Raw genomic sequence first — 25,095 nt, 5'->3', positions numbered from 1 at the left:
TCCTGGCTACCATCGAGCATGTTTGTCCAACATCAGCATTTAGGAGCTAGCTTGTCATTCACTACTTCCATCCAGCTAATTGGTGCCACCAAGGCGCTTGGCTTGAAGCATTATCGTGATCTCGCAGAGAGCATTCGAAATGACCGCGAGCTCGATATCGATACCAGCAGTCTCAGCGTAGAAGAGCTGACTGACTTGGTATCTGCTGCCAGGACGGTCAACGATACAAAGACCTGCCGGGCTGTGGAATCGATTTTGCTTGCCCGTAAAGGCACGTTCGATAAACCGGTCCCAAACTTCAAAGCATTTAAGGGGGTGCTTGAGGCTTTCCTTAAGGTTGATTGCATTGATGGCTGGATCTACGTCAACGCTGACGATGGCAAGCTGTATCCGCAGCTTGTGACAGCGATCACCTATGACGATGGAAACCATGGCCGTGGGAAAAATATGCCCACTGTTCGAATCCATACTGCGTGCTACGGATTCAACCGTGATGGTAACCACAAGGTGCAATTCAGCTCTTACCATACGTCACACACGTTCTACCCGCAGTCCGTGGCAAACCGGCGTATCTCTGACATCCTGGCTGCTGCTGGAATCTATAAGGAAACCGACGCCCTACGCGATGAGCATACGGCGTCGCTTGAACGTCATCTCAGAGTGACGGGAGATGCATTTGGGCGGCAATTCAGGTTCAGCGGCACGGTCTATCACTTCGAGGAGAGCAACCACAATCGGAGGGGACAAGAGCTATCGGGGAGGCGTGTGATCCATGATCTTGATCCCAAAGATTACGGTGCGGCGCCACTCCACATGGAATCCTGCATCGTTGGTGATAGCGGCTCGGAAGGCGCCGTTGGTAAGGTCCCAGAGCATCCACTTGTAAAAGTCTTTGATCTGCGCACTCACGAGTTCTTCTGGGTAAATTCCGATTTCCTCTCGCCGTACGCTTACGATAAGAGTCTGCGTAATAAGCTCGTCTTGCCGCCCACGCATCGAGAACTACTGGATGTTCTCACCAGCGATCTGGACGCTTTTGTCAGCGACTTCGTCGAAGGCAAAAGTGCCGGTAATGTGATTCTATGCAAGGGAATCCCAGGAGTAGGCAAGACTCTAACAGCTGAGGTATATGCCGAGCTGATTGAGCGACCGCTCTATTCAATCCATTCCGGTTCCTTGGGAACAACGGCCGATCAGATCGAAGCAAACCTTCGAATGATCTTCCAACGTGGAAAACGATGGGGTTGTGTTCTGCTACTCGACGAAGCGGATGTGTTCGTTGTTACGAGAGGCGAAAATATCGAGCAGAATGCGATCGTCGCGGAATTCTTGCGCACCCTGGAATATTTTGACGGTTTGTTGTTTATGACGACGAATCGGCCCAATGACATTGATGAGGCCATTATCTCAAGATGCGCAGCAATTATCGACTACGCCCCACCGGCTGCAGAGGACGCTGCAGCAATCTGGCGCGTTATGGCCAGCCAGTTTGAAACAAAAATGGGCGAGGGACTAATTGGCGAGCTGGTCCGAGAATTCCCCGGACTCGCGCCGCGAGACGCGAAAATGTTACTGCGCTTAGCTCTTCGCGTCGCTACGGCCCACAACGAACCGCTATCGCTCAAGATATTTACGAAATGTGCCATGTTTAGGGCCGTTAAGATGCGGGCTGACGGACCTTAGTGAGCGTGCCCTCGGCGACTCCTGGCGCACTCCAAAGTATAGTGGCCCCGTAAGCCGATTCCCGTATCCCAAAACTCTTATCCATGAACATCTCGCCGCAGACGGATTCAATGGGATTTCCATTGTGCCTCTTCAAAAATGATTTGGCGCGTGTGCCCGCGCATTACGCGAAGGCGCCGATACGGACCTGCGACGTGCCAGAAATTCTTGGGTCCAGGATTCTAGCGTGGGCAGACGAGGAGCATATCGATCAGGACGCTATTTTGCGGCAGCTACCGTTCTCGTTGCTCCGCCGGCAGCTTTCTTTCGATCAGATCTGCAAGGCCCGCTATAGCGAAGTTTTCATGATGCACTCCAGTGTCGAGCAAGCTTTTGAAACAAACCCGGAGTTCTTGATTGTGCAAAAGATTGCCAACAGTATGTGGCGTTGGGGCGGTGGCGCTGGGGTTTGGAACGAAGTTGTGGATGCTTATGATGGTCTCCGCTGCTTTTCTCTGGGAGTGGCTGGGTTTGAAATTCGGTTGGATTGGACAACGGGCTTTAACGAAAGGGGTTACTCGCGCGAGGCCAGGATTTACCTGGATGGTGTATTCGGTTTCCTGGTCTATTACCGTGGCGAGCATGTTTTAACACTGGGATTCAGTTTTATGGCCGGACATCGATTATTGGTCCAGCAGATTCAATTGGCTAAGCGGAAGGGGAATCGCTTTCTGTTCAAATTACCGCGGAACCGCGTCGAATTTGCGATTCAGTGTTTCGGGAATGCGTTTCCGTTACACAGGCTTTGCCTCGCTGACGGCGGTGATATATGTCTAACAAGCTTGAGGTCATACCAGCGAGCACATAGTAGTGCATCGAGCCGTCTGGCGCGAAAATATGACGTCCGCGATGAGCAGGAGAGATGCGAATTTGAACGCAGGATTGCCCATCTGGAAGCTGACTTGCCGCGTATTGCCGAGCTTTATAAAGAAGCTGGAGCATTTACGCGGGCAGCAGAATTTGTGGTGAACGGGATTCGTCACTACAACATGGAGCCGCGGTGTGCGACGGCTTACGAAAGCCCAAATTTTGCGTGAATATGAGCAGAATGAGGAGAGAGATTTAACCGGAGAGGTGGGAAATGTCGGGAGAAAATCATGATGGGGCTGGCCGCGTCTGCGGAACAGTCGATCCAGCCATGCTACGTGCAGCTTTGGAGGACGCCGAAGAGGAGCTGTGCAACCTGGGGCACCTACTTGTGCATAGGGGCTTGGACACGCTAACTACTGCGCAGACGCTCGATTTGATCCGCATTTGTCTGTACGGCACAGATGGTGCAGGTAAAACGCTAAGCGACTTTGCTCGGGTGCGAGACGACTTGCAACGTCTACGTGCAGAACCGGCTGCATTGAGCGGAAATCCGACTAGCCGCGGCGGAGGCTAAGCTGCGTCAAGTTAGGCCAAAGCGAACCGCGCTTTGACCAACTCTACGGCTGACCTGCGGCGGCGGTCCGCCGCCATTCGCTATGGCAAAAGACGTTGAAGCAACGTAAAATCCTTGGGTTCGCCATCCGCGGCGAGCCATATCAATACGCTTTCATAGCGAGAGCGTATTCATATGAAATTTCGCAAGGCCCTCAATGGCCTGTCGCTCCCGCCGAAAGGTATGGTGAACATTGAGAGTAACTGGAATTCTGCGTAGCTAACCACGCCAGATTCGAGAATGGGAGCCCCGACCACCCTCATGGGATGCTGGCGTTTTTTGGAAAGCTAACGTTGATGAATAAAAGTGAATGGAAGAGCCAGCTCAAGCTTGAGTCTGGCCAGTTGCGGCGTGTGATCGGTAAGGTGCTTAACGTACCTGTTTCGACCGCGCAAGGTTTGGAGATTATTGCGAAGCTGCGAAATTTCCCTACGTGGGATGCTGCTTGCGCATGCCCACCGGCACCGCAGGTTAATGCCGCTGTGGACCATATCGAAGTGGTTCGCCCAGGAGGACAAGTCGTCAAGCTACCGCTACTTCAGAGTGGACTGTTCATCGTAACAGGTGGAGCCGGCAGTGGGAAATCGACGTTGCTCGGAGCGATTTCCAGTGCATTGGCCAGACCTCACGAAGTTGTTGCGGTATCGGCTGGCAATGAGTTTTCTGCGGACGTGTCTGCTATCCCCGTCGTCACTTCTCAAGAAGAGTGGCGGGACCGATTGCGGGCAGCCTTACGCACGACACCTAAGGTCGTCGTTTTCGATGAACTACGCGAGGGCGCCGACCTATCCATTGCGCTAGACCTGGCCGCCAGTGGCTTTGTCGTACTCGCCGGTTTCCATTTTTCGGCCGGCCCACGTTCGTTGCCTGATCGGCTCTCGGAGCTTCAAAGCGAGGAAGCCACATCTGAGCTTCATAGGCAAGCAATTCGCAGGCTGGCCAAAGCGGGGCGGCTCGTCGCGGTTGAATGCTCGCGGCTTTCTGGGCCGCCGAGTGACGCCAGCTTTGAGATTGAAGTCTTAGCATCTGTTTGAGCTGCAGCAAACAAACCCGACCCCGTGTCGGGTTTGTTGCATTTTGGCCCTAGCTACCTACGTCGTCGCCCCGATAGCACATGACAAGTTTCTAATTTTTTATTACAGTTTGTATTGATGGATGTGATTCTGTATTGAATCAACACAATTTGTATCATCTGCTTTCGTGTCAAGCACTAGCAGTCTGTCGATCTCGGGGTGCTGTACTTCCTCGTTGAAAACGAGATCGCTCGGAAACCCGCATGGCAGCTGGATTTTTTGCTTGTGTGGTATTGCCTCATGGCCCTATAATTAGCCCAACCCCGTACATGCCTTCCTAACAACGATAAGAGGCGATTTCTTTCATGACAAAACGCTATTCTCAGTCCGCGACAAATGCGGGGAATGTCCATTTGGGTAAGCCTGATGTGACTTCCTCCTCTATGCCCGATGGCATAGCGGCGGGCTTGAGTGATGCGGAACGCGCTGAGAGATATTGTCTCTATTGTGAGCGGTACGGACACCGTACCGTTGAGTGCACTACTGGCCCAAGTTCGAACACCACTCGGGATCTTGAGTTGGCCTCGCTTGTACGTGCTGCCACCTTCGAGGGCACCAGGTCGGGAAAGACCGGGCCTGAGATGATACTCATGCCGCGTCGGCTGACTGCTTCCAATGGCGCTAAAGCACTCCTGTCTGGGGAGTTTTCAGAGAAGTTAGAAATTCACTGCTCAGACTGTGATACTGACTCACCCGAGTCAGATTGTGCGGTTTGCGGCGGAGAGGGCCGATTTATCCAGGCTGTCACCGTTGAGTGGGACACAATCAAGCGCATTTACGAGAAGGCTGTTGAGGCGCTAGGCGTCAGCGCGGTCGTTGTTCCCGCCGTAAAAGCTGACACGCAAGTACAGCAGCTCGCTGGTGGTATCGCCGGAAAGCTGGAAGGGTTTGTGCGGATGGTGGCGACCAGCGAAGAGCGGCATATCTCATTCTCCAAGCTGCAACGTAGAGCATTGGAACTGACGTCGGAAATCAAGCCGGCCTGTGATGCTGCGCGTCCGTTGTTCCCACCTCTGGGTAAGCCGATATATACACATCCTCAGCTAGGTCCCATGTGGGACCGCTTCGAGGTGCATTTGTATGCAAGTCAATACGGTGATCTCGTGGCGGAGTCGTTTTTGGCTACGATTCCTGTGGGGCCAGAAGGCGATGGGGATCGTATCGAGGCTGCAACGGCCAGGAGCGTTTTTCTGTCCAGCCTAAGGTACCTATACGGCAGGGATGACGGTTCGTACGTGTGGCCCGCTGGGCAGGTCGGACATTTGTTACGCCTGGCTAAGCGTGAGTTCGAGAAAGAGCATCTATCCGGCGGCTTGGTGCCGGACGCAGCCGGAGACAGCTCAGTCAAGTCGGCACAGCTGCGACTTGAGCAGACCGAGACGTGTCTCGTGGAGAGCTTTACCTTGTTGGCCATGCTAAATTCCAAACGTGCTCTCCAGACTGTGATGGGGCTGTTTGTGAGCTACGCACTGCACTTGCTGGCTGAGGGCGGACACGATGAAGGAGCCGAGCTGCAGATTGAATCTGCGGAGGATCAGCGCGATGTCACGATTCATGGCGCCAAGGTGAATGGGCAGCACCGCCGCCCAGTTAGCGCATTCCCGAACGAACAACAGATTCTGAATGCAGCGGAAGAGGCTGGCCTCCTGGTGAATACCGCCCATTTGCGTCTCTCGCAGCTGAAGCGCTATCACGAAGCGCTGGCCAGGATGATTCAGGCAAAACACTGACGATTTGGAATGCTGATGAATTCTACCGTGCACAACCCTTTGCGCATTACCTTTACTGGCGTCGATGAGTCCGCTGATCGAGAGGCAATGTGGGACTTGTGGTCTCAATATCCCATCGAGTGGGCATTTCTCTTCTCTCCTTCGCAGCAAGGGCAAGGCCGCTATCCTTCTATCAGCTTTATCGCCGATACGATTCAGCGCTATCAAATGGACTACGCTGCGCATCTCTGCGGTGGACACAGCGCAGACGTGATTGCTGGCAGGCCATTCGCACATGGCGCGATCCTGGCACCTTGGTTCAAGCGCGTTCAGATCAATACTTCGGAGAAAGACTTCAAAGTCTGGCAAATTGCCAACTGGGCCAACCAGCGAGGGCTGCAGCTGATCCTGCAGTGCAGTGGGGCCTTTCCCGGCGATCTCTCGGCGTCCTGGTTGTTCGACCAATCGGCTGGGCGTGGCAACGGTCAGGGTGCATGGCCTAAGCCGCTACCGGATGTCTTCTGTGGATATGCAGGAGATCTGAGCCCGGAAAATGTTGCTCGCACTGTGTCCGAGATCGGCGCCGGCACGACGAACTACTGGCTTGAATTCGAGGCTGGTGTTCGCAATGCCGAAGACCGCTTCAGCGTTGATCGTTGCCGATCGGTATGCGAGGCGCTGTATGGACGGGAGTTCGTCAAACCCTATGGGCGCAGGGCTGCGCTGCTGCAGGAGGCAGCCTGATGGCCTGTGAATACGTCAAGCAGCACTATTCTGTGCCAGCTGATATCGGCCGTATTGTATTGGTCAATGGGCGGTCCGGTGTCATTGCCGCCGATCACGGTCATTACATCGGGGTTGCTTTCGATGACTCGGATCCTGACGAGATTGTTCCGTGCCACCCCACGTGGGAAGTCGAATATCGAGGGATGGGAGTGCTGCGACAGCCTCGCCCATCTTGAAGGTTGAAAGGCACTGCTAAGAACGCCCAGCCGTGCCGTTAGTCAAGTTTGACCTTGTTTCCAAACTACTGAGATCACAATTATGGTTCAGCCGGAAAAATATCACCCCATCAGCTCCCTGGTAGCAGTGGAGCACAGCATGGAGCACGCCAACGGATATCCGGTGCTCTTGGAGTATCTGGGGCGCTATAAGTCCAACGATGAAGCCGTTGCTGCAATCAAGGCGCTGGTTGCCGAGGTCACAGATCTGAGGGCAGCTGCGGTCAATGCTGCAGCAATGACCGCTCTGGAGTCTCACGCGCAGCAAGTCGGACAACCGATTAATGTGGTCCCTTCCCACGCCAGTCATGGCACTGGCTACGACGTCTTCGTTGGCTCGCAGCGCCTGGCCAGTGCCACGGCGCTGAGCGAAGCGATCCGCGAGGCCGCGACGAGCATCAACGCGGACACCTCGGTGCTTCCGCAAGCCAGCTGATGCCGCTAACGGCAGACAATCGAACGTAAATGCACCAGCGTACGGACGAACAGAAGTGGCTTCCGTTAGATCGGCCAGGGCTTGTACAAGCGGGTGACAAGCTCCGGTTTCGTATTGGCCAGAATGAATATCGCGAGCGGGTGAAGGAGGTCCTCAACGCTGGGACTGATGAAGAAGAGATTTTGTACGACCGTCAGCAGAATTTCTATTTCATCACGTCGATGGTTGTCCTCGGCACGAGCGCCCACAAGGATGTGGAAGTGCTTAAGTCTTCTCCGGGGAAAAATGGTCGTGTTTTCTCGGCTAACTTCTACCGCTTGCGTGACCCACTTCGTGGACGAGGACGTAGTTAGGCCCAGAGGGAACATGTCTTTTGAATTTGACAGTTGGCGCTGCGAGGCGCTGGAGTGTGAAGAGTTGGAACAAGCAAGTATCTGGCTCTTCTTTTTGAACTACGGTGTGAGCCGATTTTGAAAAGGAACTCTGATGGATCTGCAGGACAATGACAGCGTGGCCAGTATCAAGGCCCTCATGAATGATGAGCCGATCTCGCTGGAAGAGCATTCGGAACGATTGCGCCGGCAAGTGCAGAACCGCCGCATGCTGGAGGATGCGCGTGATCGCGCACGTGATCGCGCCGCAGATCTGTACCAATAAGTACGAGCGCTGATAGTCAGCGCAAGTCTTTTTCAGGCGACTTTGTTGCCGCAGCCGAATTGGAATGGGCGTCGTCGCCACGTCTGGAAAAGCCACTCGGCAACGGCATTTTTAATGTACCACTAGGGGAACCTATGAAAATTCGCAATGCAGTCCTGTTCGCCGCGGTTGCGGCTTGCTCGGTGGCCGCGCACGCAGCCAATCCGTTCATCCGTGACGTGAACAACCAGGTCTCCGTGCAAGCCCTTTCGACTGATGTCGACTATACCGAAAAAGACGGATCGGGCACTGTGCTGGACACCGAAAAAGGCGGCGTGCCTGGCTTTGCCATCTCCGTTTCGCTGATGCGCGACGTCATCGTTCGAGACGCATACTTCAACTTCACCTACAGCCGTGCCAACGGTCACACCGATTACGTCGGTTCCTACATCGGCGGCGGTTCCTACGGGTCGGTGAAAGCCTCCAGCTCCGCAACCCTCACCGACTATGCCGTGCGCTTCGGCAAGGGTTTCGATCTGCATCCGAAGGTCATGCTGACCCCCTACGTCGAGTTCGGCCATCATGAGTGGCAGCGGGGCGTCAACGAAGGCGAGAATTACACCCACAATCATTACGGCCTGGGTGCGCTTCTGCAAGGCACGCCGGTTGATCGCCTGGTACTGACTGCGAACGCGCTGATCGGTCGTACCACCAGCTCCAACATCGACGTCGCCGGCCCAGCAGGTTTCTCCGGCGCCCTGGGCAATTCGACCCTGTACAAGGTCGGCCTGTCGGCCGACTACGCGTTCACCAAGAACATTCATGGTGTCGTGGGCGTGGACTATGCGGCCTTCAAGTATGGCCGCAGTGCCAACTACAGTACGCCCTATGGACGATTCTATGAACCGTCCTCCGATACATCGACGACGACGGTCCGCGCCGGCCTGGGCTGGAGTTTCTGACGGTCTAACCAACCGTTCCGCGACGAGAACGCCGCTGCCTAGATGCAGCGGCGTTTTTTTTCAGGCCGTATCGTTGACCGTACAGCGAGATGTACTTTAATATCAACCCATGTTGTATCAAATCAATACAATTTGTATTGCTCGATTATGGACCCGTGTTGCTGCCTCACCCGGGCATGAAAATCGATACAAGGTGAAGGCCTTTGACTGAGGAAGGATGCCTGGCATGAGCTCGAACAAGTTTGTGAGCATGGATCGCCTGACTTACCGTGAGCAGCTGCGAGAGGAACGGAAGTTGCGCCGGTTCTTGATGAGCTATACCAAGGCAGTGCTGCGGAATCCACATTCTGATTCCGCGGCATTTAATCTTTACTACATGTGGTCTCCACGCATCCAGCGTGCCCTGGCGAAGCGCTTTTCCATTCCCGTTGATCCCGCGATTAAGCGGGTGGAAGAGATTCTGCGGAAAGAGAACTTACAGCGTCAGCTGCGATCGCGCCATGGACAAGGCTGGCATCAGCGCGAGCCTTGGAGTAACGGCCCGCTACAGCAAACGGCTCCACACTACGAGAACCAAGCACTGGGACGGGTGGATGAAATGGAAGGATTTGTATGAAGAACTTCATTAGCAACAAGTGGCCCAGGATCTTGGTCTACATACTGACCCCTGCGCTGCTGACGATGGTCGTATGGGGCACGAACAGCGATGCCGCGCTTATGCAATACATGCCACGCTGGGTGATCTATCTCGCGTTATGCGAAGTCGGAATTGGCATTGCAATGGCTCTTCACTATGGCAGTGCCACGGGACTTAAGTGGGGTTGCGCCGTGGCCGGCTGTACCCTGGTGACAGTTAACATTCACTCCATCTTCCCAGTTGCGGATCCAGCATTCCCGCTGCACAAGTTGTTCCAGGACTTGCTGCAGTATCTCCCGGCTATTGGCGCCGTCCTCTCGGGCCTCGCAACAATATCTGTCGCTGCACCCGGCCTTAGTCCCGATTTAGAAGAGGGGACACATTGATGGGACAGGCAAAGAAGCGTGGAAGTAGGGACGAGCGAGTGGCGCAAGCGCTGGCAAACCCGAGCTCTGCCGGCCGGCAAGGTTTGGGTGGCCTGAAGGTTCTGAAGGCATCGGACGTCACCCGGCTCTTCGCGACCATGGATCGCTTGTTAGCAGTCCTCACGACACCCGCGGAAATTGATCAGGACGTATTGGACTTCGCGCGGCGCGTCGATGGACAGCAGCCGCTGAGGCTCCAGTGTGAGCCTCTTCCTTGGAGCCGCCAGGACTGCTGTGAACTGAACGTGGAAGAATATATACGGTCACATGGCGGACAGAAGCTGGTTGGCTACAAGATCTGGCAAACCGCTGCCGAGTACGTTGAAGGGGAAAGGCACGTAGTCTGGACAGATGGTGCTACGGTCAGGGACGTCTCTTTTTGCTCCAGCGGTGAGCAAGAAATCGTCTTTGTCCCGGACGGAAAACCTTATGACGCTGCGCCAGCGAAGGTTCGCCATGCGGTGCGCCCTGGTGATACCTGGGCATTGCAGGCGTACGAAGCTCTCGAATCCAAGATTCCGGTCAGGCCACTCTCGGCTCAAGAGGCCTGGGCGTCTATGCCATCCTACGACGAGTTCATGAGTGGCAAGCGCATACCCTCGGCCTTTGACGCAAGAGACAAGGCAAAGTATGTCCAGGAGCAGTAGTCAGCTCGTGCTGGCCGGCGTAGCGCGGCTGCTCGGGGGGGGGGCGACCTATCGTTACCGCTGCAGTCGCCTTGGCTCCTCTGTAAATATCGCCGCCGCCGTGGTCGGCGATCCCCTCGATATCCCCCCATAAGCATGGATCTGATGGCAAACGTAGCTTCAGTAGCACTCCCAAATGGCATGGCCTTGTACATGCTTGGCTGGGGAGACTACGAGCGGTCCAATGAAGGCCCATTTCTGGGCTCAGCGACCTTGGACTTCAAGGCACTGGCTGAGCTGTACCGCAATGAACGATATGCAGAGAAGGAGGCGGCCGGTGAGGATGAGTGCTGGCTGAACGAAACTGATTTTTGTACATGGCTGACTGAAAAAGAATATCTTTCACCTGTGACGACAAAGTCTGTCGAGCTCTACATCAGCTCCACTGACGGTAAGCAGTATGTCCCAAAGCACTGGCCGGAGTGTCCCGAATGCCGACCAGGCCGCGGAAAAAGAGACTACGGCCGGTGCCGTGAATCGTTGAACAGAATTGAGGTCTTTTACCGATGCTCGAATTGTTCGACAACATGGGGTCACCACGATGAACCCAACGATGAAAAAAAACCGATGCTTGAGGATGATGGGCGCGATACCGAAGGTGGATGTGTCCCATTTTCCATTTCAAAGACATGTGGGATAGCATTTTCAACCGTTCTTGAGGTATGTCGTCGGTATGGCTGGGATAGCCAGGGAATGAATACGGGAGAGGCCGCTAAGGCAATGAAATCTCTGGGCTTCACCTTGGTCAACGTTCCGCTCCCAGGCACCGGCTCAAAGGGAAAGCATACTTTGAGAGCAGTGGCAGCGGCACTCCATCCGGGCCGCACGTACATTCTCGAAGTCAAATCACACTGGTTGAGCTATGTTAGGGGGGAACTCGTCGACAACGACCGCTCTACCGGGTTGTCTACGCACGTGCATTATTTGTACGAGGTGCACCGCGATTTTGAACCGTCACCTTCGGGATCTTTATGATCGACCTCGACCTTAGTCAGGTGCCTACCGAGGCGCTGCGTGCTGAGCTGGCAAGGAGGCGCCTTGCCAGCGGCCGGCGTGACGAGACGGAGATCATTGAGCAGCGCATGTGGGTGTGCAAGTGCGGCAACAAGGCGTATGGTGGTGAGGATTTGAGCAAAGTCTTCGCCCAGTCTGGAAGAGTTTGGTGCAGGGTATGTTACCCATCGACCAGACTGGAGTTTTACGGCCGGCCCGGGAGGCCAAAGTCAGTACCGATGGTCGAGCACCCATCTGATAAAAAAGCACAGTGAGACTGTATTGGTCTCTCAGTTCTATGTTGAACCCACTACGCAGACAACGTTTTTGGTCACCGTCGGGATACTCGACGGTTTAATTCATTTATGTCGGCATTTACGACTTTATCTGTTGTAAATGTCGATTATATCGACTACTATCGGCATACTATGTCGAGATAGTCGACTATGAAAGGAATTACGATGGCCGCGAAAGTTGTAAGAGCTGGTTTGGTTCATGAGTACACCAATTACGATGCAACCTCGCATTGCGAGGCGCACATCGCGTGCCTGGAGAAACTCGATCCGAGCGCTGGCGCTCTGATCCGGGCCGAAGCAAATGAACTGGTGAGGCGGTTCGGGAATATTCGCAGCGGCACGAAGAAGCTCCAGAGCGAGTGCAGTGAGTTTCTGGACAGACTTGCGCCGGCCGGTCTCTACTTCGGTATCCCCAACGTGAATAGCAATATGGCGGGATTTTGGCCTAAAGAGTGGATCCTGGGCGCTACAGTTAGAAATCCCAAAGGTGTGCCCGATTCGACTGCGCGAGCGCTCGGCAAGGCCCTGATTGCGTAGCTCATCGCGCTCAAGCACGGTAGCGCACGATCCATATAGCGCCGAAGGCGCTCCGCACCGGCCGGTAGCCGATTAGTGAGAATGCTGTGGGACTTTTTTGCGACGAGACGGCTGGTGACAAAATCATCGAAGGTACCGTTGAGTGCCTGGCGGTGTTACATAAGGACTCTGATCATATTGAAGTCTGGGACACGGGTGCTGAGTTTCATTTCGGCGATCTTCCTGCGAGTTTCACGGCCGAGCAGATTAACGCCGCCATGCGTTTTTATAAGGCGGGTGCCGCGGCTGGTCGGAAGGAAGGTGCCTCTCGGAAGCAGGCGGAGATCCGCGCCGTCCTCGGGATCAACTGAGCCTTACCAACTGGGGAAGGACACACGGAAATGTCAGTCACCGAACATACAGTCCGATTCGGGATGATCTTGCGCAATCAGGAGTTCAAGCGTGAAGGCTCGCCCCACATCTGGCGCCGCACGAACGGCCGCTTTGCGCAACCAGTTCAATACATTGGTGGTCATGCCTCATACTACGGTGGGTCGGAGTGCTTGATTGACCTCGCCGAACTGGTAATTCCGTTCGCTTCCCACCTCCAGCCGACCAAGGAAATTGATCATGCGCGAAATCCGCTACATCACCGATGACCGAGACAAAGAAGACCGGAGGGAGCTGGTGCTCCAGCACGGCGCCAACGGCGATCTATATGTCTCAGTGGTTGACGAAGGGCGTCCTGCGTTTGAAGGGGTTCGTCTGGCAACATCCGGCGGAGCAGGCTACAAAGTCCCTGATTTGGTATTCGGCCTCATGAGCTCGTTCAATCAGATTTATGAGAAGGCAACCAGTGACCCGACCTGGGCCGTAACCTCTGGCATCTCAGTCAAGAACTGGGGCTGATTTATCGACGCTGGCTGATGCAGAGGTGAAGGGTACCTCTGAAAATTTGAAACGCACCGCTCGGTGATGATTGAATACGAACGAAGGGAAGTGATTTATGAGTAAGGCACTCAGTGCAATCGCCATACGAGCATTGCAGCTTGCGGACAAGCGCCCCGCCGGCGGTGCTAGTTGGCACGATTTGGCGGCGACCGGCGCAAACGCGTCTTCTTTGGCCTCGCTGGTGAAGGCCGGCTTGCTCCGGCGGCACGAGTATCCCGATGGATCTAAGTCCTGGTTCATTACTGACGATGGGGCTCGGGCCATTGGCAGCCAAGCGCTGAGCAAGCGTTCTGATCAGCTGCCGGCATAAGCGGCCGGGAGAACGAGCTTGACGAACTGGATCTCTAAGCCGAAGCACGATATGAAGACAGGCCGCCTGGTAGAACCAGGTTCGTTACGCTGCGACTGCGGCGAAGGCCATGACCTTGCGCTTTCCAATGACAGTGAGTGCCGCGGCTGCGGCGCACAGTTCAACGCGGTCGGGCAGGCACTTTTGCCGCGCGACCAGTGGGTAGAATTCGATTTTGATTACATGGAGTGAAGTCATGACCAATAAGGCGGCGCAATCCAGTGTCACTAATCAGGCGCTGTCAGAGACGGGTGAGGTAGAACATTCGAATTGCCAGAACCCGCAGTGGCGGCACCGCCCAGGATCACCCGGATATTTTGTGACGACCGATGGCAAGTTCCAAACTTTGCTTGATGAAGACGGGCGATTTGTCGTTTGCAAGACGTCGGAGGTAGCAGGAAAAGGGTTTGAGGTAGTCGCCGGGCCTGTTGCGACGCTAGAAGAGCTGGGGATACCGCCAGCACTGGTTGATGAGGGTGAAGACCTGCTACTCGACGATATCGTTGCACGCGCTAAGCGCGGCGAGTCAGTCGGCATCTCGGTCCTGCTGCCGCCAGTCGACTAGAAGGAAATCCAGCTTGAGCAGAACTTCGATCAAGGCTTATCGCGCCGCGATTCTTGAGACTGTTGGCCGTGGTGAAGAATATCTTGGCCAGTTCACAACGCTGAAAGGGAGCCGGTTGCGCTCTGCGGCCGAGTCTTTGCGTAACGAGGGGAAGATCCGAATCGTGGATGGAATTTCCGAGCAGGGGTGGTATGCATGTCTCCCAATTGAAGCGGAGTGGGATTTCATAAACGATCGCCTTCGCGTGACCGATCATTGAAACAGATTTTGGGATTTGGTGATCCTGAAGGAGCCGCTGCGCCCGCAGGCCCTCGCCACCGAGGCAAACCCCTATATCGCCAGGATGATCTGCATCGACTACCCGCACACGTGGAACGAATATCTAACCTGGGCCGAGCGAGGTGCGGTCGAGGCCCAAAGGTAAATGGCGCTCGCGCCCCGAAAGCCCCCCGGTAGGTGGCGAAGGAAAGATGATGCAAGAAGCTACTCAGCAGTACAACAAATTCACCCGCGTGCGCCGATACGGCTCCCATGCCGCAAAGGTGACCGCAAGCCGTCTCGCCTACCTGCCGGCGTCTGACGCGCTGGCGGCGCTCGCCGAAGCGAAGAAGAAACGGGAGTGGACTGGCCGATACATCGCCCACATGGTCCGTAAGGGCTTCCTGGCCTCGTTGTCGCGCGAGCTCGCAAACGCCGACTACGATGCCGCTGGCGAAGACCGCGCCGACTCGACGCCAGAGGAATGGGCGGACGAAAGCATCTACGCCATGGCCACGTGACGGAAGAGAGGTTCCACCATGAATTCCGATGAGCTTCGACGACTGGTGATGCAAGAGCCCGGAGCGATGTCCGATGCGGATCTTGTGGCGCTATTGCGTTATCAATACACCGGGGACAAGGTACCACCATGTCGAGTGTGTGGCGCGGCCTTGAGCATTGCGTCAATGGGAGGCGGCCAGGCGACGGTATACGCCTGCGCGGGTGTTGAAAATGGAACAGGGGAGACGGGCGCGCTCCGTCAAAAGTTGGGTCGGAGTGTGGCAGATGAACATTACAGTAAATCGCAGTGGACTCGCTACAAAGACGGAGATGCGTATGTCCTTGAACTGCTTCAGCGCTTCACGGCCGCGTGATAAGGACAGGTGCGCTGGCTGTGGGAACCGTGTTTTGGCCTAGCCGCGTGCGCTAAACCTGACCGAGGAAAATAGATGGGATACAAGCTGAATCAGCGAGCAAAGCGAATGCTGGAGAACGCAGGCGCCGACGAAGTTGGTGATGACTATGTTTCGTTCAACATGGTGGTTATTCCGTTGCCCAGCAAGGTCTGCAAAGAGCTGAATGCCCGTGCCAATGAAGATCCCACTACAATGGACGAATAGCGCAGAAGTTTCGGAAACGACTAGAGCGCCTACAGTTCGATCACATTAGCCGAGAATATTAATGGAGAAAGAGTTGAGTTCGCCTGTTATCAAAAAGGGTCCGGTGGATAGATTCATCCACATCGCTCAAGGTGCCGCCGGGATACTGGAGGATGGATGCCTCGCAACCGGGTTCTACACAGATAAAATCGCCACCTGCAGGCCTTACGTTTTCGTCTGCCAAGACGGCACGATCATGATTCATGATACGGGCCAGATCCAACTGGACGCCATCGCGGAGCTCGTCTCCAACTATGGGAAGATAAAGGCAATTCATTTCGTCGAGGGGCCTCAGAGGGAGGCGGAGGCTGTCCATAAGGAGCGGCTTTTGAGGTTGGCGCAGCGACTTCAATTTAAGCGGGGAGTGTTTAGGACCGCGACAGCCTACATCCCTGGGTACAACGTCTTCTTCACTCAGAGCGGTGGGCTTCGCATCGGTGTCCTGCCAGACGAACAGCTCATCCGAGATCCGCAACATCAATTGCGTGAGGGGGTGAACATGATTAACGATACGTTCACCACCGCCGGATCGCAAACTGCTCCTCTCGATGTGCAGTACATCGCAGGTGGATTTACCCCATCGTCGGTGCCAGCGAAGACCGTGCCTATGATGCTCGACGAAGCACTTGTAGATGGCAACCGTCGCGCGGATTTAGGGCTGATCGATATTGCTGCCCTCTATTCCTACATGCCCGGGAATGAGTTGCCAGAGCCGTTCTTGACCTTTGTCCGTGAACATGACTTGGAGAGCTTGGTCAAAAGTCCCATCCGTAAGCCATCTTGGTATGGTGACCTGGCAAAGCAGGCTGAGGTCTTCGCTAAGTTCAAAGAGCTACCAATATTTTCGTAGTATCAAAGTCTGTATTTTTATTTGCCAAAGTCTGTTTCGGCTCCTCAAACCCTCGTACATCGAGGGTTTGTTGTTTATTCCTAACGCTGAAGTTTCGTGTGGCATCTCCGTTTTTCAACTCTTTAGATGTCACCAGCTGCGTTCTGGATACGCAACTGCTTGATTTTTATGAGGCGTTTTTTCAACTTATAATTCGCACGTCTAGTTTCCACGGCATTGAAACTAGCGCACTCTCGCTGGATGGAAATCTCAGCTGTCATTTAAGTAGTTTTCCAAGTTGTGATTGGCTTATACTCGCGCCATTGATTCAACAAATTTTGGCCCGCCGTTGTCAGTATTAGGGCATGGAAACTATTTACTTCAGATGTTCCGTCAACTTCCACCTCACCAGTCTCTCGACCAGCGATTCGTTTTTGAGCTCGTCAATTCACAGGCCTACTCCAAAGGCCAAGCGCTGCTATCGCAAATTCAAGCGTTTTCTTCGAGTGGCCAAGCCATTTCGGGCACAGTTCGCGATGAAGGCAATGACCACATTGTTCAATGCGTTTTCGAATCTTCCCCTAGGGGGCTCACCTGCAATTGCACGTGCGGCGCCCATTCCGGCTGTGCGCATATCGCGGCAGTGCTGTTGGAGGACATATTCCGCCGAGGCGGTGCTGGATCTGCGAAGGCTGTTCAAGTCGACAATCAGATCGGAACCTGGTTGGAAGAGGTAAAGAGGCTGGCAAGCGAATGGGAACAGCAAAAGGAGGCAACTCTCGGCGGCCTGAAGGTCTTGTATTTGCTTCGCGCGCGTCTCAAGCGCGGTCTGCTCGCCTACGAGGTGAGCATTCACCGGGCGGAAGCAAACGCAGCAGGCCACTTCCGATCCTTAGGGGAGTCTTGGGAGGGAATTTTCCGCGAGTTCCAAACGGAGCAGGATACCCTGGAAGAGAGCGACGTTCGGATCTTGACAGAACTTCTGCAGAGCAGATCACGAGTTTCGCGGGCAACCTTTGCGCTCGAAGGTATGCGTGGTGCGATTCTGCTCGAATTGATGTCCAGGACGGAGCGCTTATTTACAAGCATTGGTTCGGCGAATGGCGCTGGCGTCTTCACGCCCGTGACGTTTGGTGGGAGCCGAGACGCGGCGCTCGAATGGGGTAGCACCGACAGCGGGCAAAAGGGGCTCGTTTTGCAAACGAGTCCGCGTTGCGACGATGTTATTCGTCTTGGTGAATATTGGTATGTCGACGTGGAAGGCCGTGAAGTCGGCCCTATGCGGATGGAACTTCCTCCGGCGATTGTGCAGTATTTCAGTGAAATGCCACTGGTTAGCGCGGACATGGCAGAGGCAGTGGCCGCGGCGCTCAAGGTGGCGCTACCGCCGGCCTTCGCTGAGAAACTACCCAGCGGTTATTTGCACACCAACACCTTTACCAAGCCTTTCCCGGTTCTTCGCCTTGATACGTCATCTTCAAGCGGCATTCTCGGTGATGGCCAGGATGGAGAGATCGATTTCGCGACGCTTGCCTTCAATTATGGTGGGTATCTAGTTGAACTTGATGCGGTCTCACAAATTGGGCGTAACGCCGCCGGTGACATTGAGTACGTGAATCGTGACCTTGCCTTCGAGCGGCGAACAATCTCCGAGCTCGAAGAAGCAGGGTTTGAAGACGTTACGGCTCAGCTCGATGAGGCCACCAGAGTGAAGCTTCCGAGCGCCGCGCTTGGCGGTCTAGATCGTGAGGGATGGGCTGAATTTGTGAAGGTACAGGTCCCCCGACTCCGCAGCCGTGGCTGGGAGATCGAGCTGTTGGCCGCTTTCAGCTTGCAGGTCGTTGAAGTGGACGATGTGATGGGCCACCTTGAGCTCACGGACGATGGAGAGTTTATTGCCGAGATGGGCGTCCAGATTGGTGAGCGAGTGGTCCGTCTAGAACCTCTGCTGGTCAGTCTGTTCAAGAGCGATAAGCGTTGGCTGTCTGGGAATCTTGATTCGATCGACGATGGTGAAGCGTTTGACTTTACAGCTGGCGAAGATACTTTCCGCATCCGAGCCGACCGCCTCAAACCCGTTGTCGCGACATTGGTCGACTTGTTGGTCGACTACGAGGACGGACCGCTGCGCGTCAAGAAGTCCGATCTGGGACGTCTGCAGGCAATGCAGGATACTGGCCGCTGGCAAATCCATGGCGCTGACGAGTCGCTCCAGCGGGTGATCAGGCGTCTGCAATCTACTGATTTGATTGAGCCGGTCATCCAGCCTGCCAGCCTCAATGCTCAGTTGCGACCATATCAGCTTCACGGGCTCAGCTGGCTGCAATTCCTGCGTGAGAATGACCTGAACGGTATTCTCGGCGATGACATGGGTTTGGGTAAAACACTCCAGATCCTGGCACATATTTTGATGGAGAAGGAAGCAGGGCGCCTTGACAAGCCGGCTATGATCGTTATGCCTACTTCCCTGGTTCACAACTGGGAAGATGAGGCACGAAAGTTCACTCCCAGTCTGAGCGTACTGAGTTTGCTCGGGCCTGAGCGTCAAGAGCTGTTTCACGGGATTCCCCATCACGACGTGGTGCTGACTACATACCCGCTGATCTGGCGGGATCTGGAGGTCTTTAGTAAATACAGCTATCACATCTTGGTCTTGGACGAGGCGCAGGAGATCAAGAACGCGACGTCCAAGAAGGCTATGGCGGTCGGCAAGCTGGAGTCACGCCATCGCGTCGCCGTCAGCGGTACCCCGTTGGACAATCATTTGGGTGAACTGTGGTCCATCATGAATTTCTTGTCGCCGATGATGTTGGGCAGCTCCAGGCAGTTCACCAGCCGCTGGCGTAACCCGATCGAGAAAGAAAACGATATCGATCGCCGCAATCTCTTGAGTCGTGTGCTGCGGCCGTTTATCCTTCGCCGCCGGAAGGAGGAGGTTGCTCCGGAGCTGCCCGAGCTGGTGACTACAGTTCAGCGTGTCGAGCTGGTGGGCGAGCAGCGCTTCCTGTATGAGACGGTTCGCGTCATGATGCAAAGCGAACTCAAGAACGCGATATCGGAAAAGGGAATTGCGGGCTCTTCAATGGACGTTTTGGATGCATTGCTGAAACTGCGGCAGGTGTGTTGTGATCCCCGTCTGGTGAACCTTAAGCAGGCCTCTAATGTATATGAGTCTGCGAAGCTGGAACTGTTACTGATCCAGTTGCGCCAAATGGTGGAAGACGGACGTCGGATTTTGATCTTCTCCAACTTCAAAAGCATGCTAACGATCATCGCAGAGAAGTTGGCTAATGAGGGCTTGCGTTACGGGATGTTGACTGGGGATGTGAGCGGTACGGACCGAAAACAGGTGGTCAACGACTTCCAAGACGGTAAGTTCCCTATCTTCCTCATCACATTGAAAGCTGGCGGTGTTGGCTTGAACCTGACGGCTGCCGATACCGTGTTTATCTACGACCCCTGGTGGTCTCCGAGCCCCGAGAATCAAGCTATCGCCCGGGCGCACCGAGGTGGCCAAACGAAGACTGTGTTTGTTTACAAGCTGGTCGTGGCTGGAAGTATCGAAGAGAAGATGTTGGAATACCAGGAGAAGAAGACGGCGCTGTCAGAAGGTATTCTTTCTCATGCCACGGACGACGCAGCCGATGCTCCAAAATTCAGTATGGACGACCTGGCGTACTATCTAGACGCGATCGTATAGTTAGAAGAATGGTGAAGCACTAAAGAAAATGCCCAGCGCTCTCGTAGAGAGTACTGGGCATGTGTTTTTTAAGGACTGACTTACTTTTGTTTAGCCTTATGGGCGAGGATGGCATCAAGCTTGTTGCCGTATTTGCTGATGAAGGACTCTACCTGTTCGGAGAGATTGTCAGGCATGTGACTCCATCGGGCCAATAAACGGAGTTGTGAGATCGCGTCGGAGGGCATGAACTTCACCTTCTCGCCGTCTTCAGCTTCCCAATCCACCACCGCTGGAATAGCTCCGGCCGGCAGCACCTGAGTTTCAATCCCATCGAACAAACTGGGCTCGGTGAGTACGGAGTGCTCCAGCCAGGCGGTCTGTGCGCTTCGCAACTCCATGACATCTGGTTGGAGGTCCATGTCGCTTGCCAAGGACCGACGTGCATATGAAAGGAGCTTGTCCAGCGCTTCGCTAGGTGTGTAGATGCCAGCGTGTGCATTATTCACCCAGATCCAGGCCTGGACATACGCACCGTCTTTGCTCGGGGAAACGACTGTAGGCGAGTCGACCTCAAGATATTCCTCCAGAGACGCCAGCTCTTTAGCTGCGATGACAAAGGAATTCTCGTCGCTGTCAGCAAAGACGGTGACGCAATCCGAAAAGGTGAGACCGGCGTCCCTCAGTACCTTGAGTGCGTCAAGGCGCTTTTGTGCTTCGATGTTGGTCACGTAGTTAGTCTGGGTCATTTGTTGCTCCGGATTGAAGATATGAAGGAAGTTGAGTTGCGATAAGAGATGCTCAACATTCTCGAATATGGCATCGGTCGGCAGGTCTGGCACTTAGCTGCGGGACAGATCGTATTTCTGGAGTCGGCCAATCCGTCACATATGTCTTGCTTATGTCGTTATTAGCGACTACGATGCCCTCTGGGATCAATTTCAGTGGAAATTCGAGGAGCAATACAGAATGACGGCGAAGACGTCGGGCGCAGAGTTCAAGCAGTTCTACAATGACAAAGCCTTTTGGCCTGAAGACGCTTGGCACGAGGATTCAGTGATCCTCGTGGACGGTAAGCCACATGAGGATCTCAGCGATAGCCAGATCGCTGATTCAGCGAAAGTCGTCATTGATTCTGGTCACGTGTTTTTCTCGCGTGAGGACAGCGCTGGCGTCTCTATGGTGACGTTTTTTAATCGCTGGAGAAAAGTTCAGAACATGCCAAGGCGGCGGGCGGCAAAATCAAGTGACCTTTGTGCAATGAATGATTCTGGAATTGATTTTGAAATGCCCGCTTCGCCGGCGGCGAACTGGTCAAACATGCCTGGTGTCAGGCCGCCACCCCCGGTAGGCATTGCTGTGGCGGCCCAACTTCTGGCCGAGCTTCAAGAATTAGGATAGTTGATAAGGATGGCAAGCCGGTGCGCTAGCGTAGAGGCGGGGCTTACGCCGTGGAATCAGATGAGAAAATTCACGCTGGCTATACGCCGGTTTAAAGGGCCCCAATGACTGGTGCAGAATTCAAGGAAGCAATACGTATGGCAGGCTACACGCAGGCGGCGTTTGCGCGAGAGATGGGAGTGCACCGAGAGACCATTGGCAAACAGTGCCAAGCAACCAGCGTCGATCGTATGTGGGTTTATGCTTTGGCCGGGCTTATTGCCGGAGAAGGCGCATCTGCAGTGACTTCTATTGTCGCCAAAATCGACGAATTGACCTCGTAGTGTCGCTATTTTCGTCATCCCAGTTTTCTTTGGTCGGCTTTTTTCGACTAGGATTACCGTGTTACGTCGTTAGCGTAGTGTGACCGGGGCAACGGTAATTTCGGTTTTTGAGTTCGGTCACTAACCGGCGATTTTATGGAGGGATTTCAGCGGAGGCACTGGCCGCCGGCCTGGCTGGATGCAAGGGGGGCGGAAGCGTTTGTGCGAGGTTGACCGATCTGGAGATCGTCCAGGTTTAGTTCGGATTGACGGAAATTGTGCAAGATAGGTTTGGTAACGAAGGCGGCATAGTGCCGATCACAAAGGAGAATCTGAAGATGAAAATTGCTGCATTTGTTCTTGGCGTCTCGATGCTTGCTGCGGCAGGCGCAGCGACTGTGCGTAGTGACTGGAAGCAGCTGTCTGACCATGAGGCTGCTCTGGCCGCCGCAGAAGAGTCTAAAGACCCGTTTGACGTGGTGACGATGGTCGAGCACCAGGGTAAGGCGTTGGAGTTTGCCCGCAGTTCTGACGACAAAGAGCTAGCAGCCATGCGTCTTGCTGAGTTTCGTTCGTTGACCGGCTCCATTTACTATACGGTGCTAAAAACAGAGGAGCTGATTTCTGCCAAGGACTATTCGAAATTGGAGAAAGCTGCACAGATCGTCCAACAATATTCGGACGAGACCCCCTCTTTGGATTTTATAAGTTACAGTATTCTCGCCGTCACAGCCATGTGCCAGGGACATGTTCCCCAATTAAAGAGCGCTCTGGATGGTGCGCGCCGGGTCGCCAGCCACAATGAAGCCGGCCCGGACTTCGAAGCATTGCAAAGTGATTTATCTAAATACAAGGACTGTGGTCGAGACCTGTAAAAAGCGGCTAGCCTAGATCATCGGCTAATTCTCCACTGGAGAGTCCTTGCGTAGGAACACGGAAGCTTCAACTTCGGCTCGCCAGTTCATGGAAGGATTTCGACGAGGGCGTGAGCGGCGCGTTTGGCTTGACGCCCGCGGCCAGAAGCGTGTGGAGAGCATCGTCGTGAGAAATGGTCGTGGCGACTGGCATTGGGAGCTACTCGCCGAAAAGCAGATACATAGCCAGGGATGGGCTAGCAGCGAGCGGAAGGGATACCAAGCTTGCGAGGACGCAAATATCGCACGGCTCGACGCCGAGAAGAAGTGAAGATCAAGTGAGGGAACACAATGTCCGTTGAAGCTGGGAAGTATTACTTTTCCACAAAGTCTGGAAACGAAGTCAAGGCGATTAAGCGTGTCGCCGATTATCGTGGCCAGGAGATGTGGGAAGTCGAGCGAACGAGCGGCGCTAGCATTGGCAAGCGACTGCATGTGTCCGCTCGGGCACTGGTAGTCGATCTTGAGCTGGTCGGCGCCTAGTTTAGCTGCGGCACGCGGAAAGTACCGAGTTTCCCACGACTCCCATTGAGGGACTGGTAAAACGTTAAACGGTCGGCTCGGAGCTGGCTAGGAAGACAAAGAATGAATGACTTCTACGTGCATGGCCATGCAGTACCCGCTGAGATTCAATTGGCGTTGATAGCGAAGATGAAGCAAGGTCCATTCAAGGCAGCAGCTATTCAGGCGGAAGCCTGCCGTCTCGGACTCCCGGAATTTTCCGATTCTCGCCAACCGGTGGCGATGCGTGCCGCCGATCGCATTATTCAGCGTGAACGAAAAGCCGGGAACATTGAACTGCGTCGCCCGTTCTGGGTGTGGGTTTGCACGTAATCCTCGGAGATAAAACATGGGAGCGGGAAATAGAGCTATTGGCAAGAGGAGCGGCCGTAATCAGTTCGGCGTTACAGCTGATGATATGGACGAGCTCCGGGCACAATTGGCTACCCAAGAGAGCGTTCGTACGAAGTATGTCATCGGCAAAAACGGCGCAATTCCCGAACTGAGTTGCTGTCCGCATTGCAAGTCGACAAGCGGGTATTTCCGTAAAGTCCGCATTTCGGGCGATAGTGAATGCCGATACAACTATGACGGTAGCGAGGCGCAAAATGAGCAGTTACACCAGGGCCTGTATTACGCGGAGCAAAAGACACTCTTCTGCGTAGACTGCAAGCGTGGGATAGGAACCGCGAAATAAGCTGTAAAAAGCGGCCAGCCTAGATCATCGGATAGTTCGCCCCGGGGCGTGTCATTGCGTAGGAACACGGAAATATCTTATGGGTATGAGCCACGAGCAAATTACTGCGCATGTCGGTAAGCAAGTTGTTGTTAATGGTAGTGGAGACTTGCAGATGTCGGACGATCACTGCATGCTCGTTGGCAAGGTGTGTAAGCTACTAAGGCTGACGAAAGGAGGGCTGGTCCTCATCGAGTTTGAGGGGACGCAGCGGACCGTGCGGCCAAGTCAAATTGATTCTGCGTAGAGGACTCGACACAAAATGGTACACAGCCAGAAATACCAGGAAGCTATTGCAAAGCAGGAATCCATGTCCTCAACCGAGCATGTTGCCTTTCTGGACGGGATGGTCCACGCAGCTCTGTCCGATCAGCATTCCGAAAATCCCTTCGCGCTAGCTTCCCCCGCATACTGGGGCTTTATCGTTGGATCGGAAGACCGCAAAGGACCCCGATCCGATATGGATCTGGTATGTCAAATGGGACTGGAAACCGTTGGGCTTGGCAGTTTCTCCAGCTACTGATAGTTCCACTAGCCCAGATGAATATTACACGGGTTACTCCACGTATCGTCGAACTTGCCGAAGTCATGCTGGCCCGAGATCAGGATTGGTCGCCGGATGCGGACAGACTGTTGTCCTCAGATGGATCACTGTGCTTGTGCTCTTATTCGGACGGAACTTGGATCGCAATGACGCATGGCGAGGCCAACATGAACAAGTGGACGAAACTAGATCTCGCCCTACGCCGTAAATAGTCGGAGGGAGCTTACGAATGGCAACGCAAAAATGCTGGTTGTTAAAGTACGTTGCGGGCAATCCCGCGATGTTCACGCGCATCATCAGCGACGCGACAGGCCCATGTCGACGGCACGAGGCTCTGCGCAGCGCCCACAAAGTCTCTGCAAATGGTTGGCGAGTGTGGGTAGAGCACGCT

Annotated in this window: 30 protein-coding genes; 28 read left to right on the top strand and 2 right to left on the bottom strand. The window is 54.5% G+C overall.

Translation table 11 applies throughout. From position 1 onward, the window contains the following. The first annotated feature begins 51 nt into the window (after positions 1-51). The 15 genes from ACLRDN_RS25655 to ACLRDN_RS25585 all read left to right on the top strand — a co-directional run bounded on the left by ACLRDN_RS25655 (position 52) and on the right by ACLRDN_RS25585 (position 12,886). Positions 52-1,683, top strand: coding sequence for an AAA family ATPase (locus ACLRDN_RS25655; protein ID WP_413460692.1), 1,632 nt, complete (start codon positions 52-54; stop codon positions 1,681-1,683). 83 nt (positions 1,684-1,766) lie between these two features. Continuing rightward, the gene (locus ACLRDN_RS25650) at positions 1,767-2,759 is read left to right on the top strand and encodes a hypothetical protein (RefSeq protein ID WP_413460691.1); all 993 of its coding nucleotides are present in this window, start codon (positions 1,767-1,769) and stop codon (positions 2,757-2,759) included. Positions 2,760-3,441: 682 nt separating this feature from the next. Then, positions 3,442-4,179: an ATPase, T2SS/T4P/T4SS family gene (locus ACLRDN_RS25645; protein WP_413460690.1), complete on the top strand. Its 738-nt coding sequence runs from the start codon at positions 3,442-3,444 to the stop codon at positions 4,177-4,179. Between the two features lie 629 nt (positions 4,180-4,808). Then, positions 4,809-5,948, top strand: a complete 1,140-nt coding sequence (locus ACLRDN_RS25640; protein WP_413460689.1) for a hypothetical protein — start codon at positions 4,809-4,811, stop codon at positions 5,946-5,948. A gap of 15 nt (positions 5,949-5,963) precedes the next feature. Continuing rightward, complete coding sequence (locus ACLRDN_RS25635) at positions 5,964-6,671, top strand: hypothetical protein (RefSeq protein ID WP_413460688.1); 708 nt, start codon at positions 5,964-5,966, stop codon at positions 6,669-6,671. Between the two features lie 357 nt (positions 6,672-7,028). Continuing rightward, complete coding sequence (locus ACLRDN_RS25630) at positions 7,029-7,364, top strand: hypothetical protein (protein WP_413460687.1); 336 nt, start codon at positions 7,029-7,031, stop codon at positions 7,362-7,364. Between the two features lie 29 nt (positions 7,365-7,393). Next, entirely contained in the window at positions 7,394-7,717 is a 324-nt protein-coding gene (locus ACLRDN_RS25625) for a hypothetical protein (RefSeq protein ID WP_413460686.1), read from the top strand. Between the two features lie 133 nt (positions 7,718-7,850). Beyond that, positions 7,851-8,021, top strand: a complete 171-nt coding sequence (locus ACLRDN_RS25620; RefSeq protein WP_413460685.1) for a hypothetical protein — start codon at positions 7,851-7,853, stop codon at positions 8,019-8,021. A 134-nt stretch (positions 8,022-8,155) separates the two neighbouring features. Beyond that, positions 8,156-8,962, top strand: a complete 807-nt coding sequence (locus ACLRDN_RS25615) for a hypothetical protein (protein WP_413460684.1) — start codon at positions 8,156-8,158, stop codon at positions 8,960-8,962. A gap of 226 nt (positions 8,963-9,188) precedes the next feature. Then, positions 9,189-9,578, top strand: a complete 390-nt coding sequence (locus ACLRDN_RS25610; protein WP_413460683.1) for a hypothetical protein — start codon at positions 9,189-9,191, stop codon at positions 9,576-9,578. Further along, positions 9,575-9,985: a hypothetical protein gene (locus ACLRDN_RS25605; RefSeq protein WP_413460682.1), complete on the top strand. Its 411-nt coding sequence runs from the start codon at positions 9,575-9,577 to the stop codon at positions 9,983-9,985. Before ACLRDN_RS25610 ends, ACLRDN_RS25605 begins: the two co-directional genes overlap by 4 nt. Then, positions 9,985-10,671 (top strand): hypothetical protein, encoded by a 687-nt coding sequence (locus tag ACLRDN_RS25600; protein ID WP_413460681.1) that lies wholly within the window; start codon positions 9,985-9,987, stop codon positions 10,669-10,671. The genes ACLRDN_RS25605 and ACLRDN_RS25600 overlap by 1 nt, the downstream gene beginning before the upstream one ends. 144 nt (positions 10,672-10,815) lie before the next feature. Then, the gene (locus ACLRDN_RS25595) at positions 10,816-11,685 is read left to right on the top strand and encodes a hypothetical protein (RefSeq protein ID WP_413460680.1); all 870 of its coding nucleotides are present in this window, start codon (positions 10,816-10,818) and stop codon (positions 11,683-11,685) included. Between the two features lie 479 nt (positions 11,686-12,164). Beyond that, entirely contained in the window at positions 12,165-12,536 is a 372-nt protein-coding gene (locus ACLRDN_RS25590; protein ID WP_413460679.1) for a hypothetical protein, read from the top strand. Positions 12,537-12,622: 86 nt separating this feature from the next. Then, positions 12,623-12,886 (top strand): hypothetical protein, encoded by a 264-nt coding sequence (locus ACLRDN_RS25585; RefSeq protein WP_413460678.1) that lies wholly within the window; start codon positions 12,623-12,625, stop codon positions 12,884-12,886. 33 nt (positions 12,887-12,919) lie between these two features. On the opposite strand, the gene ACLRDN_RS25580 is transcribed toward ACLRDN_RS25585, so the two are convergent. Continuing rightward, positions 12,920-13,051, bottom strand: coding sequence for a hypothetical protein (locus ACLRDN_RS25580; protein ID WP_413460677.1), 132 nt, complete (start codon positions 13,049-13,051; stop codon positions 12,920-12,922). 94 nt (positions 13,052-13,145) lie between these two features. Here ACLRDN_RS25580 and ACLRDN_RS25575 point away from each other — a divergent pair, with 94 nt between their 5' ends. From ACLRDN_RS25575 to ACLRDN_RS25535, 9 genes are all read left to right on the top strand, one after another. Next, complete coding sequence (locus tag ACLRDN_RS25575) at positions 13,146-13,424, top strand: hypothetical protein (RefSeq protein ID WP_413460676.1); 279 nt, start codon at positions 13,146-13,148, stop codon at positions 13,422-13,424. A gap of 370 nt (positions 13,425-13,794) precedes the next feature. Continuing rightward, positions 13,795-14,007, top strand: a complete 213-nt coding sequence (locus tag ACLRDN_RS25570) for a hypothetical protein (RefSeq protein WP_413460675.1) — start codon at positions 13,795-13,797, stop codon at positions 14,005-14,007. 4 nt (positions 14,008-14,011) lie between these two features. Beyond that, entirely contained in the window at positions 14,012-14,380 is a 369-nt protein-coding gene (locus tag ACLRDN_RS25565; RefSeq protein WP_413460674.1) for a hypothetical protein, read from the top strand. Between the two features lie 13 nt (positions 14,381-14,393). Beyond that, a complete protein-coding gene (locus ACLRDN_RS25560; RefSeq protein ID WP_413460673.1) occupies positions 14,394-14,639 on the top strand; it encodes a hypothetical protein in 246 nt (81 codons plus the stop codon). Between the two features lie 214 nt (positions 14,640-14,853). Then, positions 14,854-15,159: a hypothetical protein gene (locus tag ACLRDN_RS25555; protein ID WP_413460672.1), complete on the top strand. Its 306-nt coding sequence runs from the start codon at positions 14,854-14,856 to the stop codon at positions 15,157-15,159. Between the two features lie 18 nt (positions 15,160-15,177). Continuing rightward, a complete protein-coding gene (locus ACLRDN_RS25550) occupies positions 15,178-15,513 on the top strand; it encodes a hypothetical protein (protein ID WP_413460671.1) in 336 nt (111 codons plus the stop codon). A 75-nt stretch (positions 15,514-15,588) separates the two neighbouring features. Next, positions 15,589-15,759: a hypothetical protein gene (locus tag ACLRDN_RS25545; protein WP_284077009.1), complete on the top strand. Its 171-nt coding sequence runs from the start codon at positions 15,589-15,591 to the stop codon at positions 15,757-15,759. A gap of 61 nt (positions 15,760-15,820) precedes the next feature. Next, positions 15,821-16,648, top strand: coding sequence for a hypothetical protein (locus ACLRDN_RS25540; RefSeq protein ID WP_413460670.1), 828 nt, complete (start codon positions 15,821-15,823; stop codon positions 16,646-16,648). Between the two features lie 364 nt (positions 16,649-17,012). Then, on the top strand, positions 17,013-20,327 hold the full coding sequence (locus ACLRDN_RS25535; protein WP_413460669.1) for an SNF2-related protein: 3,315 nt from the start codon (positions 17,013-17,015) through the stop codon (positions 20,325-20,327). An 80-nt stretch (positions 20,328-20,407) separates the two neighbouring features. Here the strand turns inward: ACLRDN_RS25535 and ACLRDN_RS25530 are convergent, their stop codons facing one another. Beyond that, positions 20,408-21,055, bottom strand: coding sequence for a hypothetical protein (locus ACLRDN_RS25530; protein ID WP_413460668.1), 648 nt, complete (start codon positions 21,053-21,055; stop codon positions 20,408-20,410). A 220-nt stretch (positions 21,056-21,275) separates the two neighbouring features. Here ACLRDN_RS25530 and ACLRDN_RS25525 point away from each other — a divergent pair, with 220 nt between their 5' ends. The 4 genes from ACLRDN_RS25525 to ACLRDN_RS25510 all read left to right on the top strand — a co-directional run bounded on the left by ACLRDN_RS25525 (position 21,276) and on the right by ACLRDN_RS25510 (position 23,757). Continuing rightward, positions 21,276-21,707 (top strand): hypothetical protein, encoded by a 432-nt coding sequence (locus ACLRDN_RS25525; protein ID WP_413460667.1) that lies wholly within the window; start codon positions 21,276-21,278, stop codon positions 21,705-21,707. A gap of 104 nt (positions 21,708-21,811) precedes the next feature. Next, entirely contained in the window at positions 21,812-22,030 is a 219-nt protein-coding gene (locus ACLRDN_RS25520) for a hypothetical protein (RefSeq protein WP_413460666.1), read from the top strand. A gap of 317 nt (positions 22,031-22,347) precedes the next feature. Further along, on the top strand, positions 22,348-22,884 hold the full coding sequence (locus tag ACLRDN_RS25515; protein WP_413460665.1) for a hypothetical protein: 537 nt from the start codon (positions 22,348-22,350) through the stop codon (positions 22,882-22,884). A 624-nt stretch (positions 22,885-23,508) separates the two neighbouring features. Next, positions 23,509-23,757, top strand: coding sequence for a hypothetical protein (locus ACLRDN_RS25510; protein WP_413460664.1), 249 nt, complete (start codon positions 23,509-23,511; stop codon positions 23,755-23,757). Positions 23,758-25,095 lie beyond the last annotated feature (1,338 nt).

This window comes from Herbaspirillum huttiense (genome assembly GCF_047300815.1).
GTDB classification, from domain to species: Bacteria; Pseudomonadota; Gammaproteobacteria; order Burkholderiales; family Burkholderiaceae_D; genus Herbaspirillum; species Herbaspirillum huttiense_A.
Note: the sequence above shows the minus strand (reverse complement) of the source record. Positions and strands in the feature narration are given on the sequence as shown.

Excerpts from the sequence above, each read along its gene's own strand:
- ACLRDN_RS25605 (WP_413460682.1), top strand. The coding sequence starts at position 9,575 with ATGAAGAACTTCATTAGCAACAAGTGGCCCAGGATCTTGGTCTACATA.
- ACLRDN_RS25615 (WP_413460684.1), top strand. The coding sequence starts at position 8,156 with ATGAAAATTCGCAATGCAGTCCTGTTCGCCGCGGTTGCGGCTTGCTCG.
- ACLRDN_RS25525 (WP_413460667.1), top strand. The coding sequence starts at position 21,276 with ATGACGGCGAAGACGTCGGGCGCAGAGTTCAAGCAGTTCTACAATGAC.
- ACLRDN_RS25640 (WP_413460689.1), top strand. The coding sequence starts at position 4,809 with ATGCCGCGTCGGCTGACTGCTTCCAATGGCGCTAAAGCACTCCTGTCT.
- ACLRDN_RS25650 (WP_413460691.1), top strand. The coding sequence starts at position 1,767 with ATGAACATCTCGCCGCAGACGGATTCAATGGGATTTCCATTGTGCCTC.
- ACLRDN_RS25625 (WP_413460686.1), top strand. The coding sequence starts at position 7,394 with ATGCACCAGCGTACGGACGAACAGAAGTGGCTTCCGTTAGATCGGCCA.
- ACLRDN_RS25620 (WP_413460685.1), top strand. The coding sequence starts at position 7,851 with ATGGATCTGCAGGACAATGACAGCGTGGCCAGTATCAAGGCCCTCATG.
- ACLRDN_RS25510 (WP_413460664.1), top strand. The coding sequence starts at position 23,509 with ATGAATGACTTCTACGTGCATGGCCATGCAGTACCCGCTGAGATTCAA.
- ACLRDN_RS25530 (WP_413460668.1), bottom strand. The coding sequence starts at position 21,055 with ATGACCCAGACTAACTACGTGACCAACATCGAAGCACAAAAGCGCCTT.
- ACLRDN_RS25565 (WP_413460674.1), top strand. The coding sequence starts at position 14,012 with ATGACCAATAAGGCGGCGCAATCCAGTGTCACTAATCAGGCGCTGTCA.
- ACLRDN_RS25545 (WP_284077009.1), top strand. The coding sequence starts at position 15,589 with ATGGGATACAAGCTGAATCAGCGAGCAAAGCGAATGCTGGAGAACGCA.
- ACLRDN_RS25515 (WP_413460665.1), top strand. The coding sequence starts at position 22,348 with ATGAAAATTGCTGCATTTGTTCTTGGCGTCTCGATGCTTGCTGCGGCA.
- ACLRDN_RS25520 (WP_413460666.1), top strand. The coding sequence starts at position 21,812 with ATGACTGGTGCAGAATTCAAGGAAGCAATACGTATGGCAGGCTACACG.
- ACLRDN_RS25575 (WP_413460676.1), top strand. The coding sequence starts at position 13,146 with ATGCGCGAAATCCGCTACATCACCGATGACCGAGACAAAGAAGACCGG.
- ACLRDN_RS25635 (WP_413460688.1), top strand. The coding sequence starts at position 5,964 with ATGAATTCTACCGTGCACAACCCTTTGCGCATTACCTTTACTGGCGTC.
- ACLRDN_RS25645 (WP_413460690.1), top strand. The coding sequence starts at position 3,442 with ATGAATAAAAGTGAATGGAAGAGCCAGCTCAAGCTTGAGTCTGGCCAG.
- ACLRDN_RS25595 (WP_413460680.1), top strand. The coding sequence starts at position 10,816 with ATGGCAAACGTAGCTTCAGTAGCACTCCCAAATGGCATGGCCTTGTAC.
- ACLRDN_RS25540 (WP_413460670.1), top strand. The coding sequence starts at position 15,821 with ATGGAGAAAGAGTTGAGTTCGCCTGTTATCAAAAAGGGTCCGGTGGAT.
- ACLRDN_RS25630 (WP_413460687.1), top strand. The coding sequence starts at position 7,029 with ATGGAGCACGCCAACGGATATCCGGTGCTCTTGGAGTATCTGGGGCGC.
- ACLRDN_RS25590 (WP_413460679.1), top strand. The coding sequence starts at position 12,165 with ATGGCCGCGAAAGTTGTAAGAGCTGGTTTGGTTCATGAGTACACCAAT.
- ACLRDN_RS25580 (WP_413460677.1), bottom strand. The coding sequence starts at position 13,051 with ATGACCACCAATGTATTGAACTGGTTGCGCAAAGCGGCCGTTCGTGCG.
- ACLRDN_RS25610 (WP_413460683.1), top strand. The coding sequence starts at position 9,189 with ATGAGCTCGAACAAGTTTGTGAGCATGGATCGCCTGACTTACCGTGAG.
- ACLRDN_RS25535 (WP_413460669.1), top strand. The coding sequence starts at position 17,013 with ATGTTCCGTCAACTTCCACCTCACCAGTCTCTCGACCAGCGATTCGTT.
- ACLRDN_RS25600 (WP_413460681.1), top strand. The coding sequence starts at position 9,985 with ATGGGACAGGCAAAGAAGCGTGGAAGTAGGGACGAGCGAGTGGCGCAA.
- ACLRDN_RS25550 (WP_413460671.1), top strand. The coding sequence starts at position 15,178 with ATGAATTCCGATGAGCTTCGACGACTGGTGATGCAAGAGCCCGGAGCG.
- ACLRDN_RS25555 (WP_413460672.1), top strand. The coding sequence starts at position 14,854 with ATGCAAGAAGCTACTCAGCAGTACAACAAATTCACCCGCGTGCGCCGA.